The sequence below is a fragment of the Streptomyces prunicolor NBRC 13075 genome, from assembly GCF_000367365.1.
In the GTDB taxonomy this organism is placed as follows: Bacteria; Actinomycetota; Actinomycetes; order Streptomycetales; family Streptomycetaceae; genus Streptomyces; species Streptomyces prunicolor.
Genome location: NZ_BARF01000042.1, coordinates 35,347 through 51,224 on the forward strand (window position 1 = coordinate 35,347; position 15,878 = coordinate 51,224).

16 protein-coding genes are annotated in these 15,878 nt (G+C 70.2%); 8 read left to right on the forward strand and 8 right to left on the reverse strand.

Annotated elements, in window-relative coordinates:
• Window positions 1-36: 36 nt before the first annotated feature.
• The 3 genes from SPR02S_RS19030 (at window position 37) to SPR02S_RS19045 (ending at window position 1,783) form a co-directional block, all read left to right on the forward strand.
• On the forward strand, window positions 37-864 hold the full coding sequence (locus SPR02S_RS19030; RefSeq protein ID WP_026150688.1) for a helix-turn-helix domain-containing protein: 828 nt from the start codon (window positions 37-39) through the stop codon (window positions 862-864).
• Window positions 861-1,067 (forward strand): DUF397 domain-containing protein, encoded by a 207-nt coding sequence (locus tag SPR02S_RS19035; RefSeq protein WP_019058586.1) that lies wholly within the window; start codon window positions 861-863, stop codon window positions 1,065-1,067. The genes SPR02S_RS19030 and SPR02S_RS19035 overlap by 4 nt, the downstream gene beginning before the upstream one ends.
• 326 nt (window positions 1,068-1,393) lie before the next feature.
• Window positions 1,394-1,783, forward strand: coding sequence for a hypothetical protein (locus SPR02S_RS19045; protein WP_019058588.1), 390 nt, complete (start codon window positions 1,394-1,396; stop codon window positions 1,781-1,783).
• A gap of 14 nt (window positions 1,784-1,797) precedes the next feature.
• Here SPR02S_RS19045 and SPR02S_RS19050 read toward each other — a convergent pair whose 3' ends face one another.
• From SPR02S_RS19050 to SPR02S_RS19080, 7 genes are all read right to left on the reverse strand, one after another.
• Window positions 1,798-2,460: an HAD family hydrolase gene (locus SPR02S_RS19050; protein ID WP_019058589.1), complete on the reverse strand. Its 663-nt coding sequence runs from the start codon at window positions 2,458-2,460 to the stop codon at window positions 1,798-1,800.
• Window positions 2,461-2,536: 76 nt separating this feature from the next.
• Window positions 2,537-3,424 (reverse strand): hypothetical protein, encoded by an 888-nt coding sequence (locus SPR02S_RS19055; RefSeq protein WP_019058590.1) that lies wholly within the window; start codon window positions 3,422-3,424, stop codon window positions 2,537-2,539.
• On the reverse strand, window positions 3,421-4,443 hold the full coding sequence (locus tag SPR02S_RS19060) for a protein phosphatase 2C domain-containing protein (protein WP_019058591.1): 1,023 nt from the start codon (window positions 4,441-4,443) through the stop codon (window positions 3,421-3,423). Before SPR02S_RS19060 ends, SPR02S_RS19055 begins: the two co-directional genes overlap by 4 nt.
• Window positions 4,444-4,454: 11 nt before the next feature.
• On the reverse strand, window positions 4,455-5,159 hold the full coding sequence (locus tag SPR02S_RS55945) for a vWA domain-containing protein (protein ID WP_019058592.1): 705 nt from the start codon (window positions 5,157-5,159) through the stop codon (window positions 4,455-4,457).
• Between the two features lie 15 nt (window positions 5,160-5,174).
• A complete protein-coding gene (locus SPR02S_RS19070) occupies window positions 5,175-5,945 on the reverse strand; it encodes a hypothetical protein (RefSeq protein WP_019058593.1) in 771 nt (256 codons plus the stop codon).
• 9 nt (window positions 5,946-5,954) lie between these two features.
• Window positions 5,955-7,667: an Hsp70 family protein gene (locus tag SPR02S_RS19075; protein ID WP_158697841.1), complete on the reverse strand. Its 1,713-nt coding sequence runs from the start codon at window positions 7,665-7,667 to the stop codon at window positions 5,955-5,957.
• A gap of 294 nt (window positions 7,668-7,961) precedes the next feature.
• On the reverse strand, window positions 7,962-9,479 hold the full coding sequence (locus tag SPR02S_RS19080) for a helix-turn-helix domain-containing protein (RefSeq protein WP_019058595.1): 1,518 nt from the start codon (window positions 9,477-9,479) through the stop codon (window positions 7,962-7,964).
• A 132-nt stretch (window positions 9,480-9,611) separates the two neighbouring features.
• On the opposite strand from SPR02S_RS19080, the gene SPR02S_RS19085 reads away from it, so the two are divergent.
• From SPR02S_RS19085 to SPR02S_RS19100, 4 genes are read left to right on the forward strand one after another with little or no spacing between them, the layout of a single operon-like run.
• Complete coding sequence (locus SPR02S_RS19085; protein WP_019058596.1) at window positions 9,612-10,538, forward strand: proline dehydrogenase family protein; 927 nt, start codon at window positions 9,612-9,614, stop codon at window positions 10,536-10,538.
• Between the two features lie 37 nt (window positions 10,539-10,575).
• Window positions 10,576-12,207, forward strand: a complete 1,632-nt coding sequence (gene pruA, locus SPR02S_RS19090) for an L-glutamate gamma-semialdehyde dehydrogenase (RefSeq protein ID WP_019058597.1) — start codon at window positions 10,576-10,578, stop codon at window positions 12,205-12,207.
• 54 nt (window positions 12,208-12,261) lie between these two features.
• Window positions 12,262-13,116 (forward strand): alpha/beta fold hydrolase, encoded by an 855-nt coding sequence (locus tag SPR02S_RS19095; RefSeq protein WP_019058598.1) that lies wholly within the window; start codon window positions 12,262-12,264, stop codon window positions 13,114-13,116.
• Window positions 13,117-13,140: 24 nt separating this feature from the next.
• Window positions 13,141-13,683 (forward strand): GNAT family N-acetyltransferase, encoded by a 543-nt coding sequence (locus SPR02S_RS19100; RefSeq protein WP_019058599.1) that lies wholly within the window; start codon window positions 13,141-13,143, stop codon window positions 13,681-13,683.
• A 7-nt stretch (window positions 13,684-13,690) separates the two neighbouring features.
• Here the strand turns inward: SPR02S_RS19100 and SPR02S_RS19105 are convergent, their stop codons facing one another.
• Window positions 13,691-14,692 (reverse strand): NADP-dependent oxidoreductase, encoded by a 1,002-nt coding sequence (locus tag SPR02S_RS19105; protein WP_019058600.1) that lies wholly within the window; start codon window positions 14,690-14,692, stop codon window positions 13,691-13,693.
• Between the two features lie 104 nt (window positions 14,693-14,796).
• Here SPR02S_RS19105 and SPR02S_RS19110 point away from each other — a divergent pair, with 104 nt between their 5' ends.
• A complete protein-coding gene (locus tag SPR02S_RS19110) occupies window positions 14,797-15,690 on the forward strand; it encodes a LysR family transcriptional regulator (protein WP_019058601.1) in 894 nt (297 codons plus the stop codon).
• Window positions 15,691-15,878: the final 188 nt, after the last annotated feature.

The following is a 15,878-nucleotide window of genomic DNA, read 5'->3' on the forward strand; positions in this document are numbered from 1 at the left end:
CTTCTCGGACCAGGACGAAAGGTTGGTGAAAGTCCTTTGAATCGAAGGGAATTGGATCCCGACAGCTCACCCCAGGCGGCGTTCGGCGCACGTTTGCGCAGGGCACGGGAGGAACGCGGCTGGACGCAGGAGAAGTTGGCCGAGGAGATGGGGTACTCCAGTACGCACATCTCGTCGGTCGAAGTCGGGCGCAAACTTCCTACCTTGCGTCTCGCGCGGAGTGTCGACGCGGCGTTGGGCGCCGGTGACATGTTCGAACGCGCCTGGCGCAAGGTGCGGCATGCCGGACTCCTCGAAGGGTTCCCGCAGTTCATCGACCACGAGGCGCAGGCGGCGGAGATCCGGCTGTACGAGGTCGGTGTCGTCCCCGGTCTGCTCCAGACCCCGGACTACGCGGCCGTCCTCGCGCAGGGCGCCGTCAAGCGTGGAGCCATCAACGACGACCAGGCCGAGGAGCGCGTCACGCTCGTCGCCGAACGGCAGGCCACGCTGGTGAGGACGCCCGCGCCGTTGGTCTTCGTGGTGCTGGACGAGAGCTGTCTGCGTCGGCCCGTCGGTGAACCCGCCGTCATGAACGGTCAGTTGGAACGGTTGCTTGAGTTCGCGGAGCTGCCCAACACCGTGCTGCAGGTCGCCCCCTTCGCGATGGGGGAGCGGCGATCGTTCGACCTGCCGGTGTATCTGCTGACCCTGCCGGACCGCTCGCTCGTGTCGTACGCCGAGTCCGCCCACCGGGGTCATCTGGAACGGGAAAGCGCGTTCGTACTGCCGATCCTTACGGCCTACCATCAGCTACAGGCCCAGGCCTGCTCGCAGGCTGAATCCGTGGCCATGATCAGTCAGTTGAGAAAGGGCACCTCGTGACGACCGAAGCCCCGCAGTGGTTCACGTCCTCCTACAGCAACAACGGCGGCGCCTGCATCGAGGTCGCCACCAACCTCGTCGCCTCACGCGGCGTCGTCCCCGTCCGCGACTCAAAGAACCCTGGCGGTCCGGTTCTTGACCTTCCGGCCGGTGCTTTCGCTTCCTTCGTGACGAGCGTGAAGGCTGCCGACACCCGCCGGTGAGGACCCTCTTCGTGGAAGTGTGACGCTTCGCCGGAAAGTGTCACACTTCTGCACCCTGCCTATCCACCCGGAGGGCGATGTCAGTGCCGCCTGGATCATGGGCTGGTGCTCCGACGACAGCTTCTTCTACCTCCAACTCTGATCCACACGCCTCTACGGCCCGCCCGCTTGCGACGGCGCGCACGCCCCCTCATCCGCCGGGGGCGTACCCCGTCACCCGCACGGGCGGCATCAACTCCGTTCACCCGTATGGCCGCTGCGGGTCGTTCCGGGCCTCCTCCATGATCGCCGTGCAAGCAGGCACCGCACGCAGCGAGGAGCAGGCAGTGAACGTGCGGAAGAAGATCACCATGCTGGCCATGGCGGGCGCGCTGGCGCTGGGGATGGCGTCGGCGCAGTCGCCGGCGAGTGCGACCTCGGGCACCACCACGGTGAAGTCCGCGAGGGCCGAGTGCGGTGTGCGTTCCGATGCTCGGCTGTACTGCGGCAACAAGGCCGGGGCCAAGGGGTACGCGGACCGGTCCTATCGTTCCGCGACCCGGGGGCAGTTGAACGGGACCTTCAGCTGGTTCCAGTGCTGGGGCCACGGCGACCCGCACCCTGGCGGCAACGACATCTGGTACTGGACCCAGCTCGACAACGGCGCCTGGGGCAACGTCCCCGCGGTCGACGTCTCGACCGGGCAGGACCCGGCGCCCGGTCTGCGGCAGTGCTGACGTGCTGAAGTCCCTTATGGGCGGGCTGTTTTCGGGGCTCCGATGACGTGATGGATCGCCGACCCGGTGTCCAGGGCGATGTGGGTGGGGCGGAAGGCCGGCTCGGTCCACGTGCGGCCGTTCGACACCCACACACTGCGCGCGTCCACGCCCACCGCGCCCCCGATGTCGGCGGGTGCCGAGTCGCCGATGAGCCACGACGAGTGAAGGGGCTGCCCGGCCTTGGCCGCCGCCGCGTGGAAGATCTCCGGGGCCGGCTTCTTGTGGCCGGCCGACTCGGAGATCACCCAGCCGTGGACGAGCTTGTCCAGCCCGGTGTTCCGGATCTTCAACTCCTGTTGTGAGACACGGCCGTTGGTGACGATCACGCATGTCCAGCCCGCCGCGACGGCCTTTGTGAGGGCGTCGCGGGTGGGCTCGGCCAGGGTGACGTGGTCGGCGGCGCCCCGGTCGAGGAAGGTGTGGATCGCGTCGGCGGGGACGGTCCCGTCGTAGCGCTCGGTCATGGTCCTCGCGAGGGCCTGCCTCGGGGTGTAGCCGCTGGCGTCGGCCGACAGCAACCAGGTGACGTCGGTCGGCGGCAGGTCGTGCGCGGACAGGAACTCCCGCACCGCCTTTCGGAACGCGGCGTCGCGGTCGATCAGGGTGTTGTCCAGGTCCAGCATCAACAGCGGCATGCCGGACAGTGGATCATCATCCGCCCGGCGATGCCTGCGACTTGGGTCCCCTATGGCAGCCCCCTGAGGCAGCCACTTAGGGCATCACCGAGTTCCAGTACCGGTACCACTCGTGCATCGACGGGCGCTCCGACGGCTGGTCCGACAGGGCGCGGCGCAGGAGGTGGAGGCCGGTCTGGTTCAGGGTGCCCTGGAGGTCCGTGGGGTCGCGGCTGACGCTGCCCATCTCCCGGCCGACCAAGGTTCGCAGGACGTAGAGGCCGTATTTGTAGCGGTCGGAGGCCTTGCTCTGGACCGAACCGCCCTCCGGCTGTGCCCAGTCGACGCCGTGGAGTTGGGGGAGCGGGGAGACACTGCCGGTCGCGCGGACGGCGTCGCAGTCCACGACGACCAGGCCGCAACCGCCCCCAGGATCCGACCAGTAGAGGACATTGCGCTGGTTGAGGTCGCCGTAGACGACGCCGATGCCGTGCAACAGGCCCAGGACGACGGACAGTTCGCGGCAGAGTGCGCCGCGCTGGCCGAGCCTGGCCGGGACGATGCCGGCGTCCTTGTTGTCCTCCGGCGGGGCCATCAGGTGCTGGACGTCGCGCGGGCGGCGCACGATCTCGCCGTTGGACCGCTGGAAGGAGTGGAAGAAGCGGTCGGGGATGCGGCGCATCAGGATGCCGCAGGCTCTGGAACCGTCCTGGATCAGGCGGACGGGCCACATGGTCCGCTCGTCGAGGATCTGCCGTTGTTTCGGCGTGAGGCGTTCCCGCAGGGCGACGATGGCCAGCATGGGTTCGGCGAAGCCGTCCGGCAGGGACTGGTGGTACTCCTTGTAGACCAACGGGCCGGGGCAGTCCGGGAGTTCGAGGTCCGGGACGGCGTACACCAGGGCCTGGCCGCCCCGGTCGAGCGGCTCCATGGCGCCGATCTTGTCCCTGGACAGGACCAGATGGTCGCGGCTGGACACCATCATGAGGCCCAGATCCCCACGACCGTACGGTCGTCGGTGAACGTGGAGCGCTGATAGTCCACCTGCGCGGCGAACGCGTGCGGCTCCGGCGGCCGGCGCCAGACGGAGTGCAGGGCCGTGCCCACCTCGCCGCTGCCGTCGCCCAGGGCGTCGCCGACCCCGTCCGTCATCAGCACCACCACCTCGTCCGCCGCCAGTGTGAACATCGCCCGGTGCCAGGACTCCCGGCCCAGCAGCGGCAGCGCGGCCGTGGTGCCGGTGACGACCTTCTTGCCGCCGTCCGCCTTGAGTTCGGTCAGCGGCAGCCAGCCCTTCGCGTCGCTCAGCGTCCACGCGGTGACATCGCCCACCCACAGCAGCAGGGCCTCCCGGCCGGCCTCGGGTGCGGCGCCGGCCGGTACCACCGCGTAGACCACGGCCGCCGAGGCCAGCTGCGCCACCGCGCCCAGCGGCAGCACACCGGTCTCCCCGGTCTCCCGGGCCAGCGAGTGATGGACCGCGCGGACCACCGCCTTGGCGCTGTCGCGCAGCACGGACTCGCAGTCCAGCTCCTCGGGCGCGACGCCCGCCCGGAGTTGGGTCGCCAGGGCATGGCAGCCGGTCTCGGCCGCCGCCTCCGCCGCGAGATGCGACAACGCGCCCTGGGACACCCCGTCGGCGACCGCCGCGACGAGCCAGTCGTCGGTGCCGTAGAGGCAGTAGTCGTCCTGCCGTGGCGTGCCGCCGTGCCGGTGGCCGTCGCCCCGGGTGCTGGCGGCCCGTACGGTCAGCGAGCCGTGCCGGGCCCCGTCGAACACGGTGTCCGGCTTGCGCCAGCCGGGGCAGACGGGCACCGGGAAGTTCCCGTACTCGGCGTGCGGCTCGGCCGGGAGGGCGAGCCGGGGCAACACCTCCTCGTGCGAACCGGGGTCACCGATCCGGAAAGTGCAGGGGGCCGACTCGGCGAACTCCTCGGCGTCGATATCGCCGGTGTCGCCGACCTCAGCGATGCCGTCCACGTCGTCGATGCTCTCCGCGGTCATCCGGTGCCTCCTCAGTCCTTCCAGGGGATGTCCTCGTCCATGGGGACGGGGATCACCGCCTCGGTCTGGAAGTCGGGGTCGAGGACGAAGCCGTCGGCGCCCTCTTCGGTGCCCTTGGCCGAGGCCAGGACGCTCTGGATCAGCAACTGGGTGGTCTCCTTGATGGCGTCGGAGGCGGTGTGCCCCTCCGCCACCGTGTAGGCGTGGAACCGGTCCTTGGGATGGACCAGTTCGTTCAGCGTCGTCGGATTGGTCTCGCCCACCCCGAACGGGACGACGTTCGGAAAGTTCGTGCCGGTCACCAGCGTGTCGAACTCCCGGTGCCACACGTCGTCGGCGTCGGTCGGCTCCCCGTCGGTGATGAAGAAGATCGCCGGCCGGTGGAACGAGAAGTCGTCGGCCCGCAGTTGCTCGGTGTCCGTCTCGATCAGCTCGCGTACGAGGCGGAAGGCGGCGGCGTACGAGGTCGCCCCGTCGGCGGTCAGCAGCGGCGGCTTCTGCACATCGCGCAGATCGCTGAGCGGCACCCGCAGATCTGCCCGGGACGCGAACTCGATCATGCTGAAGCGGACCTTGTCGCGCAGGGTGGGGTTCTCCCGCAGCAGGTCGCACAGGGTCGGAATGATGTCGTTGACGGAGTCGATCGGCTCGCCGGACATGGACAGGGAGCTGTCGACGACGACGTAGAACGGCAGCAGGATGGCCTTCGCGGGCATGATGTCTCCCGGGGTTCAGGGGCGTTGGACTGGGGTGCCGAACTGTGCGGCGAGGGCCGTGAAGACCGTCGCCCGTACATACGGCGGCCTGCCGGGCACGACATAGGCCGGGATGACGACGTGCCGGATCGGGGCCTGCTCGGAGGCGGTCTGCCACAACTGGTACTTGTCCGGCGAGTAGACACTGCCGGGCCGTACCTCGAAGTCCCAGCGGAAGGCGGTACCCGTCTCCGCGATCGCGGCGCGCAGGGCGTTCACCTCCGCGCACAGGGGTTCCGCGAGCGAGGCGGCCTGCTTCTCCGCGCCGGGACCGGCGCTCGCGGCGTAAGGCCTGAACAGATCGCGCACCTCGCTGTTCATGGCCGGCAGTGCGCCGAACAGGAGTCGGCACAGCAGCCGGACGAGGATCATGCGCCGCTTCTGCATGTCGATCTCATGCGTGCTCGGGCAGTACGCCTCGACCGTCATGCAGGTGGGCACCACCTTGAGCTGCACCAGATCCTTGAAGCCGGCCGCCAGGGTGTGGTGCCGTTCCTCGGCCGCGCCGCTCAGCTCCACCCGGAGCTGGTTGTGGAGTTGCAGCAGGTTGTTGAGCTGCGCGTCCTGCTCGCGCAGCTCGTTGCGCAACTGGCCGAGGTCACCCTGCCGTTGCTGCGACAACCGGTGCAACTGGTTCGCGTAGTTGGTGAATCGGGTGCCCATGTCCCCGAGGTACTGGGCCATCGCACCCGCGACATCCTGCGGCTGCTCCCCGTCGTGCTGTGCCTGTGCCTGATGCATCGTCATCTCGCCGCCTCACGAACCGGTGTCGGGGTTGAAGGACAGGGCCGTCCGCAGGGTGTGGCCGGTGTGGACGTTGCGGGACGTCACCTGGATCTCCGTACCGCCGAAGCACATGGAGATCTCCACCTTCCGGTCGTCGATCGGCAGCCGCATGGCGCTGCCCAGGTCGACCGTGACCGTGCCGAGGACGCGCACGTCCGCGCCGGTGCAGTAGCGAGGGTCCTTCTCGGTGGTCGCCAGCAGGTCGTAACTCATGTCGGACTGGTCATTGCGGATCGGCACCAGCTCGTTGCTGACGGTCTGGTCGATGTCCACGGACTCCCCGTTACGCACGAACACCAGGAAGCGGTCCCGGCACCTGAAGATCCCGCGGTCGTCCACGAACCGCAGCCGCGCGGGGTCCACGTCCGGCTCGAAGGGCAGGCTGCAGCTGATGCCGTAGGTGAGTTCCACCGTGCGCGAGGAGACGACGCTGGGCTGGTACGTGTAGTGGACCGCCCCGGCCAGCACCGCCCGCGCCGGGTCCGGCGGGATCAGCAGCTCCACCGCGGAGCCGTACCGCTTCTGCAGGAAGGCCGTCAACTGGCTGCGCAGATACGGCGATTGGGCGAAACCGCCGACCAGGACGATCCGGATGCCCGCCTTGCGGTCGCCCAGCAGGTTGCGCATGTCGACGATCCGCTCGGCGACCAGGTGGGTGAGCGGCCGGACCACTCCGTCGAACAGCTTGTCCGCGTCGGCGGAGTCCACGAGCACGTGGAAGTCCTGGCCGCCCTGCAACCGCGCCAGCCGCTGCAACCCGCCCCGGCTGTGCAGCAGTTGGTAGATCTTCCCCGGGATGGTGATCGACAGGGGCGTGTCCCGGCCGACGTCGTGCTGCCGCTTCGCGCCCTCGAACGCGTCCAGCATCTCCTGCAGGGCGTCCGGCGCGTGCTGCTCGATGTGGGCGAGGAGTTCGGCCCCGAACCGCGGCTTCACCACCCCGGTCAGAAACCGCTGGTTGATGTACGACGACCCGAGGTCACCGCCGTCCGTGTGGCCCAACTGGGCCAGCCTGCCGCCGGGTTCGGGGCGGTAGGCGGCGATGTCCACGGTGCCGCCACCGCAGTCCACCACCATGATCGGCAGCTCGGCCGCGCCGGCCGGGGTCCGCGCGAAGGCGTGGATGGCCGCCGCCTCCGGCTCGGTGATCAGCAGCAGCCGGTCCGGTGTCGCCGGGAACCCGGCGCGCTCGGCGGCCTTGCGCATGGCGTTGCGCTGGTACTCCGTCCACATCGCGGGGACGGTGAGGCACCAGCGGATCTCGTCCTCCCGGTACCCGCCGTCCGTAATGTGCTGGACGGCCACCTCCCGCAGCCGCCGCAGATAGGCCGCGATCAGCGGCAGGGCCTGCGTGGGCGTGCCGTTGAGGTGTCCGTTCGCCGGTGTGTCACCGGCGCGCAGCCACATCTTGAAACCCTGGACCAGCCGGAGGTCCCCGGCGCCGGAGCGCATCCCGGCGTTCGACAGCGCGCGCCGCGCGGAGTACCCCCAGTCGATCACCTTGTCCTGGCCGTCCAGGAGCAGCGCGGTGAGGTTCTTCGGGTACACGACCGGCTGGTCCTGCCACTGGTCGAAGTAGTAGATCTTCCGGTCGGCCTCGTCGTTGACCGAGTCGACGGGACACCAGGCGAAACCGGACCCGTGTGTTCCGAAGTCGACGGCCGCCACTACCCTGATCGTCAAAATCTCCCCCTGAGCCCGTCGACGCGCCGCCCACGACCCCCGTCGGACGTGGTGGCGCGCATGCGTGTGCACAAGGGAGATGCCGGGACCGGCCCCAGACGGACCACGGCACGCTTCAGTACTCGCGTGACTACTAACTCCCCCGCTCACGCTGCCTGTTGGGCGTGCGAAGAGCGTTGCACAAGATCGCCTTTTTCGGACAGGGTGATGAGTTCAAATACGCATACGGCCGGTGGCACTGCGTAGTTGAACTCATCCCTTCGTGACCCGTCCGCCCCGTGCAGGGCGCGATCGTCACAGGCGGTGACTCTTCAGCGTCATGTGCAGCAGCAGCCGGTCCTCGCCGTCGTCCAGATCCAGCCCCGTCAACTGCTCCACCCGGGACAGCCGGTAGTACAGCGTCTGCCGGTGGATCCCCAACTCGGCCGCGGTACGCCCCGCTTGGCCCGCCCGGTCGAGGTACACCTCGGCGGTATGGGCGAGTTCATGGTGCGCGGGGGAGAGCAGCGGCGCCACGACCGGATCGTGCGCGGCCTCCGGCGGCAGCGCGGCCAGCAGCCGGTACGGCCCGATCGCCGCCCACTCGACCACCGTCCCGAACCGCGGCTCCGCCAGCCCCGCCCGACACGCGGCCGTGGCCTCCTGCCAGGCGACACCGAGATCGCTGAGGCCGGTGCGGGGGGCGCCGATACCGGCGACGGGGGTGGCGCTCGACGGGGGAGTGCGTCCGGCGGCGGGCGGCCGCGGGGTACCGCTCGCGCCCGGACTCCGGCCGTCCGCCGACGGCCGTGAAGCGGCACCCGCTCCCGTGGCCCGGCCGTCTGCCGACGGCTGTGAAGTGCCGCCGGCTCCCGCTTCCCGGCCGCCGGCCGGCGACTGTGCAGCGGCACTCGCCCCAGCAGCCCGGCCATCCGTCACCCTCCGGGATTCGGCGCTCGCCTCCGGCCCTCGCCCGTCCGCCGGCACCGGCGCCGCCGCACTGGCCCCCGACCCCGGGGCATTCCCGGGCACCCGCGCCGTCGCACTCGCCCCCCGCGCACTCCCCAGCACCCGCGCCGCCGCACTCGCCGCCGGTGTCCGTACGTCCGTCGTCCGCAGCCGGACCAGTACCGCCAGGCTCTGCTGCCCGGCCGCGCCCCACGGCACCGTGCACAACGCGGTCGCGTGCGGCACCGTACGCGCGGAGGGGGCGTCGTCCGGGTCGGCGGACGGCCAGGGGGCGACGCAGACCACCGCGTGCGGGCCGTCGCCGCGTGGGCCCAGGGCCGTGCGGAGGGCGGCCACCGCCATGTCCCGCTGCCAGCCGCGCTCGGCGGTGAGCACCTCCCGCAGCTCACGCGTGAGGTCGGCGCCCGCCTGGGCCTCGTCCGCGAGGAGCGCGCCGATCCGGGCCGCCACCTCCATCGCCGCGTCCAGCTGGGGAACGGCGGGGCCGGGATCGTCGTCGTCCAGGAGCCAGACGTAGCCGAGGACGACACCCCGATGGCGTACGGGGAGGCAGATACGGCCGCGGTAGACCCCCGCCTCGGGGGTCGGCGGGATGCGGACCGGGCCGGTCGCCCGGGTGATGCCGAAGCCCTCGAACCAGGTGCGGATCGCCGCCGTGGAGCGCCGGGTCAGGATCGAGCGGGTGCGGACCGGGTCCAGCGCGGACGGGTCCAGGTCGCCCTCACCGTCGTAGGCCCCGAAGGCGATCAGCTCGAAGTCGCGGTTCTCCAGGGTCGCGGGGGCGCCGAGGAGCTCCGAGATCTCGTCCACGAGCTCCTGGTAGTCGCCTCTGGAATCGGATGTCACCCGGGCATTCTCCCGCATTCCCGCGCCGCCTTCATACATCTGTCTGAGATCTGCGGCACGGATGCGTGACAGCTGTCGATGGCCGACGATCGGAGACAACCCTAGGTTTCACGGTGGTTCCCGTATGTCCGACTGCTTGGAGGTACCCCCGTGCTGGGTCCCGTGATTCTCGCCGCCTCGCGCAGCGATCAGATGCGTCGGCTGATCTCGGCGGCGCCTGTGACCAAGCAGGTCGTCGACCGCTTCATCCCCGGCGAGACCGTGGACGAGATCGTGCCGATCGTCCAGGACCTCACCGCCAAGGGCCTCGAGCTGACGATGGACGTCGTCGGCGAGGACATCACCACCCCCGAGCAGGCCGCCGCCGCCCGCGACGCGTACCTCCAACTCGTCGACCGGCTCAAGGAGTTGGAGCTGGGAACCCGGGCCGAGATGTCCATCAAGCTGTCCATGTTCGGCCAGGCGCTGGACGGCGGCCACGAACTCGCCCTCGCGAACGTCCGGCCCGTCGTCGAGGCCGCCGCCGCCATCGGTACGACCGTCACGCTCGACGCCGAGGACCACACCACCCTCGACTCGATGTTCGCGATCCACGAGGAACTGCGGAAGGACTTCCCGCAGACCGGCTGCGTCATCCAGGCCTACCTCTTCCGCACCGAGTCCGACGCCCGCCGCCTCGCCGGGGCCGGCAGCCGCGTCCGGCTCGTGAAGGGCGCGTACAAGGAGCCCGCCGAGGTCGCCTACCAGCAGAAACACGAGATCGACAAGGCGTACGTCCGGATCCTGCGCATCCTGATGGAGGGCGCGGGGTACCCGATGATCGGCTCCCACGACCCGCGCCTGATCTCCATCGGCCAGGAACTCGCCCGCCGCGCGGGCCGCAAGCCCGACGAGTACGAGTTCCAGATGCTCTACGGGATCAGGAGCGACGAGCACTTGCGGCTCGCCGCCGAGGGTCACCGCATGCGCGTCTACACCGCGTACGGCACGGACTGGTACGGATACTTCATGCGGCGCCTCGCCGAGAAGCCGGCCAACCTCCTCTTCTTCGCACGATCCACCCTTACCAAGGGCTGACCTAACACCCGCTCACGTACAAGGAGTTACGGATCCCATGGACGCTGTGACCCAGGTCCCCACCCCCGTCAACGAGCCGGTGCACGGCTACGCGCCCGGCTCTCCCGAGCGGGCCCGTCTTGAGGTCAAGCTCAAGGAGCTGGCCGAGAACCCGATCGACCTGCCGATGACCATCGGCGGCGAGCGGCGACTGGGCGGCGGCGAGCGCGTCGACGTCGTACAGCCGCACAACCACAAGGCCCGCATCGGCACGTACGCCAACGCCACCCAGGACGACGCCCAGGACGCGATCGACGCGGCCCTCGCCGCCGCGCCCGCCTGGCGTGCGATGTCCTTCGACGACCGCGCCGCGATCATCCTGCGCGCCGCCGAACTCCTCTCCGGCCCCTGGCGCGAGACCCTCGCCGCGTCCACGATGCTCGGCCAGTCCAAGACCGCCCAGCAGGCCGAGATCGACTGCCCCTGCGAACTGGTCGACTTCTGGCGCTTCAACGTCAAGTACGCCCGCGACCTGCTCGCCGAGCAGCCTCCGGCGAACTCCGCGGGCGTCTGGAACCGCCTCGACCACCGCCCGCTCGAAGGCTTCGTCTACGCGATCACGCCCTTCAACTTCACGGCGATCGCGGGCAACCTGCCGACGGCCCCGGCGCTCATGGGCAATGTCGTCGTCTGGAAGCCGTCGCCGACGCAGACCCACTCCGCCGTCCTGCTCATGCAGTTGCTGGAGGAGGCGGGTCTCCCCAAGGGCGTCATCAACCTCGTCACCGGTGACGGCATCGAGGTCTCCAAGGTCGCCCTGGAGCACCGCGACCTGGCGGCCATCCACTTCACCGGTTCCACCAAGACCTTCCAGTACCTGTGGAAGACGGTCGGCGCGAACATCGAGAAGTACCGCTCCTACCCCCGCCTGGTCGGCGAGACCGGCGGCAAGGACTTCGTCGTCGCCCACCCGAGCGCGGACCGCGCGGTGCTGAAGACGGCGCTGACCCGGGGCTCCTTCGAGTACCAGGGCCAGAAGTGCTCCGCCAGCTCCCGCGCGTACATCCCGGCGTCGATCTGGAACTCCGGTTTCAAGGAGGAATTCGCCGCCGAGGTCGACCACTTGACGATGGGTGACGTCACCGATCTGTCGAACTTCATCGGCGCGGTCATCGACGAGCGCTCCTTCGCCAAGAACAAGGCGGCGATCGACCGCGCGAAGGCGGACCCCAACTGCACGATCGTCGCGGGCGGTTCGTACGACGACTCGGTCGGCTACTTCGTCCGCCCGACGGTGGTGGAGTGCAGCGACCCGACGAACGAGGTCTTCACGACGGAGTATTTCGGCCCGTTCCTCGCGGTCCACGTCTACGAGGACGAGAACTACGACGAGATGCTGACCCAGATGGAGTCGGTGTCCGACTACGCCCTCACCGGCGCGGTCATCGCCAACGACCGTGCGGCGGCGGCTTACACGATGGAGAAGCTCCGCTACGCGGCCGGCAACTTCTACATCAACGACAAGTCGACGGGCGCGGTCGTCGGCCAGCAGCCCTTCGGCGGCGGCCGCTCCTCCGGCACCAACGACAAGGCCGGCGCCCCGCAGAACCTGATGCGCTGGACGTTGACCCGCGCCATCAAGGAGACCCTGGTGGCGCCGACGGACTACACGTACCCGCACATGGGCTGACAGCCGCACCGGGCGCCCGCAGCGGGCAGACTCCCCGCCATGACCCCAACCCGTATGCAGGACACGGCGGTTACGGCGGACGACGGAGTACGGCTGTGGGCCTCCCGGTCCGGCCGTGGCACACCCGGCACCACACCCCTGGTGCTGTGCCACGGCGGGCCCGGGCTGTGGGACATGTTCGAGGACGTGGCCGCGATGCTCAACGGCCGTGCCACGGTGGTCCGTTGGGACCAGCGCGGTGGCGGCCGGTCCGAGCCGTGCGCGGGCCCGTGGACCACCGAGCGCTTCGTGGCCGATCTCGACGCCGTACGACGGCACTTCGCGCTGGAGCGGACCGTGCTGCTCGGCCACTCCTGGGGCGCGTCGCTCGCCCTGAACTACGCCCTCGCCCACCCGGAACGGGTCGCCGCTCTCGTCTACGTCAGCGGCACCGGCATCGGGCCGGACGCCGACTGGCACGGCGCCTACGAGGCGAACCTCCTCGCACGCCTCGGCGAGAACCCTCAACGGCTCGCCCGCTGGCGGGAGTTGCCCGGCGAGAGCCGTGAACGGGCGGTGCTCCAGTGGTCGGCCGACTTCGCGGACCGCGAGCGGGCCGTCGAGCACGCGGAGCGGATGGCCGACCCCTGGTTTCCGATCAACTCCCCCTGCAACAAAGCCCTGAACGCCGAGGCGAGACAGGCCACCGGCACCCCCACCCTGTACGCCGTCTGCCAGGCCCTCGACCTGCCGGTGCTCATCGTCGACGGGGAGCGGGACATCCGGCCCCGGTCGGCCGTCGACTCGCTGGAGCGGGCACTGCCCCGCGTGCGCCGAGTGACCCTGCCGAACGCCGGGCACCTCCCCTGGGTCGAGGACCCGCACGGATTCCGCGATGCGGTGAGGACGGTGATGACGGCAGCGCGCTGAGCCCCCGTCTCCGATACTGACCCCGTGACCATCCGTATGCGCACCGTCCACACGGCCGACCTCACCCCGGCCGACCTCCGCGCCGCCCGCGAACTCCTTGACGCGGCCTTCGGCGGCGACCTCACCGACCAGGACTGGGAGCACGGCCTCGGCGGCGTCCACGCGCTGCTCGCCGACGACACGGGGCGGCTCCTCGCGCACGGCTCGGTCGTCATGCGCCGGGTGCGGTATCGGGGGCGGTGGTTGCGGGTCGGGTACGTGGAAGGGGTCGGGGTGCGGCCCGATGCCCGGCGCAAGGGGTACGGGGGGTTCGTCATGGCCGAGTTGGAGCGGATCGTCGACCACGCCTACGACGTCGGGTTGCTCGGGGCCAGTGACGACGGGGCCCGGCTCTACACCGTGCGCGGCTGGCGGCTGTGGGGCGGGAAGATCTCCGCCCTCGGGCCGGACGGGATCGTCCATCTGCCCGAGGAGGAGGACAGCACATACGTCAGACCCGCGCTCGCCGGGTCGCTCGACCTCGGCGCCGATCTTCTCTTCGACTGGCGGGACGGGGACGTGCTCTGACGATCCGTCACGCTGCCGCCCGTACCAGGATCTTGCCCGTGTTCCCGCCCCGGAGCATCGACAGGAACGCCTCCACGATCAGCTCGAAGCCGTCCACCACCGTCTCGTCCAGGGCCAGCGTCCCGGCGCGCAGCCGCGGTACGGCGAATTCGTACAACTCCTCCTGCACGTCCCGGTGGTCGCGCACCAGAAAGCCCTCGATGCGCAGGCTCTTCTCCACGACATCGGCGTGGTTGAAGAGCGCGGGCGGCGGGTCCGGGGTGTTGTACTGGCCGACCGTGCCGATGCGCACCACTCGCCCGCGTTCGCGCAACGCGCCCACCGCGGCGCCGAGTTGGTCGCCCCCGACGTTGTCGACGAACAGGTCGATGCCGTCGGGGGCCGCCTCGGCGAGGAGTTCGGCCACGGGAGCGGTGCGGTAGTCGAAGGCCGCGTCGTAACCCACGTGCTCCGTCAGGTACTTGACCTTCTCCGCCGAGCCGGCGCTGCCGATCAGCCGGCCCGCCCCCAGCAGCTTCGCGAAGCGTCCGGTCGCCGTGCCGACTCCGCCCGCCGCCGCGGACACGAACACGTCGTCGCCCTCGCGGAGTCGGGCGATCCGGGTGAGGCCGACGTACGCCGTCAGACCGGTGCCGCCGAGCACGCTCAGGTAGGCGGACAGGGGAACCCCGTCGTGGTGGGGGAGTCGGCGGACCTCCTCGGGTCGTACGACCGAGTGCGTGCGCCAGCCCGAGCGGTGGAAGACGATCTCGCCCTCGGGCAGTGCCGGGTCGCGGGAGGCGACGATCCGGCCGAGGGCGCGGCCCTCCAGCGGCGCGTTCAACTCGAAGTCGCCGTCCATCATTTCGCGGTGGTAGGGGTCGACGGACCAGTAGAGGTTCTCGACCAGGGCGGTGCCCGGAACCGGCTCCGGAACGGGTGACTCCACGAAGCGGAAATGGGCGGGCGTGGGGAAGCCGGTCGGGCGGGACGTCTGGTGCACGGTGAGCGCGATGTCGGACTTGGTCATGGGACGGGACCGTAGACAGGAATGCGGGGGTCGGGGAGACGGTTGCGCTCATGGAACGGGTCGGTCCATGAATCGTCCTCATAGCAGCAGGTGGGAGACCCCGAGTGCAGTCTGTCGATCTTGCGCCGCAGGAGCTCAGGACCCTGGTCGCGGTGGTCGACGAGGGCGGTTTCTCGGCCGCCGGTGCCCGGCTCGGGAGCACCCAGTCCGCCGTCTCGCACGCGGTGCGCGGCATCGAACGGAAGCTGGGCGTCGTGCTGTTCGAGCGCGGGCGGTACGGTGCCCGGCCCACGCCCGCCGGTGCGCGGGCCGTCGCGCACGCACGCCGTGTGCTGCGGATGCTGGAGGTGATGGTCGCCGAGACGCGGGCCGTCCAGGCGGCCGTGGTCGCCGGGCCGCTGCGCATCGCCGCTTTCCGGAGCGCGGCCCTGCATCTGCTGCCGCCGGTGCTGGAGCGCCTCGCCGTCTCCCACCCCGGGATCGAGCCGACCGTGCGGGTGGTCCGCGAGATCGGGTCCGGCACCGCCGGCGAGGTGGCCGAGGGGCGCGCGGACCTCGGTATCGCGACCATCGGTACCGGTTCGCCGGTCCCGCCGGGGCTGGTGGGCGACGTACTCCTGGAAGAGCCGTACGCGCTGGTGCACCCGGCCGGTCACCCGGCGCCGCGCTCGCTGCCGCTGGTCGACTGGGCCGAGAACTGCTCCTCGTACACCCGCGCCTGGTGGGCCGCGCAGGACTGGATCCCGGCGGCGACGGTGCGTGCCGAGGACGACGGGGCGGTGCTCTCCATGGTGGGCAGCGGTTTCGGCATGGCCATCATGCCCGGGCTCTCCCTCACCGGGGCGCCGCCCTCGGTCGAGGTCACCGATCTCGGGGCGGGGCGGCCGACGCGGAAGGTCGGCTATGTGACCACTCCCGAACTTGCGGCGACGACGGCCGTCCGGGCACTCGTCCGTGAACTCAGGGCCGGAAGGAAATCGCAGGTCAGCGCCGTGTGACTCGTTTCACCGTCTCAGATAGTAGGAAGTCCGAGTAATTGTGGAGACAGATGCACGGTCCTGTCCTAGCTTTGTAGGAGCCGAACGTCTCGCTAGACCAAGCGAATGGCGGTCGTGAGCCGGACAACCGCGCAGGCAACCCCTGCGGTCCGCCGCTCCCCGTCTCTTCTGGGGGCACCTCCCACGCC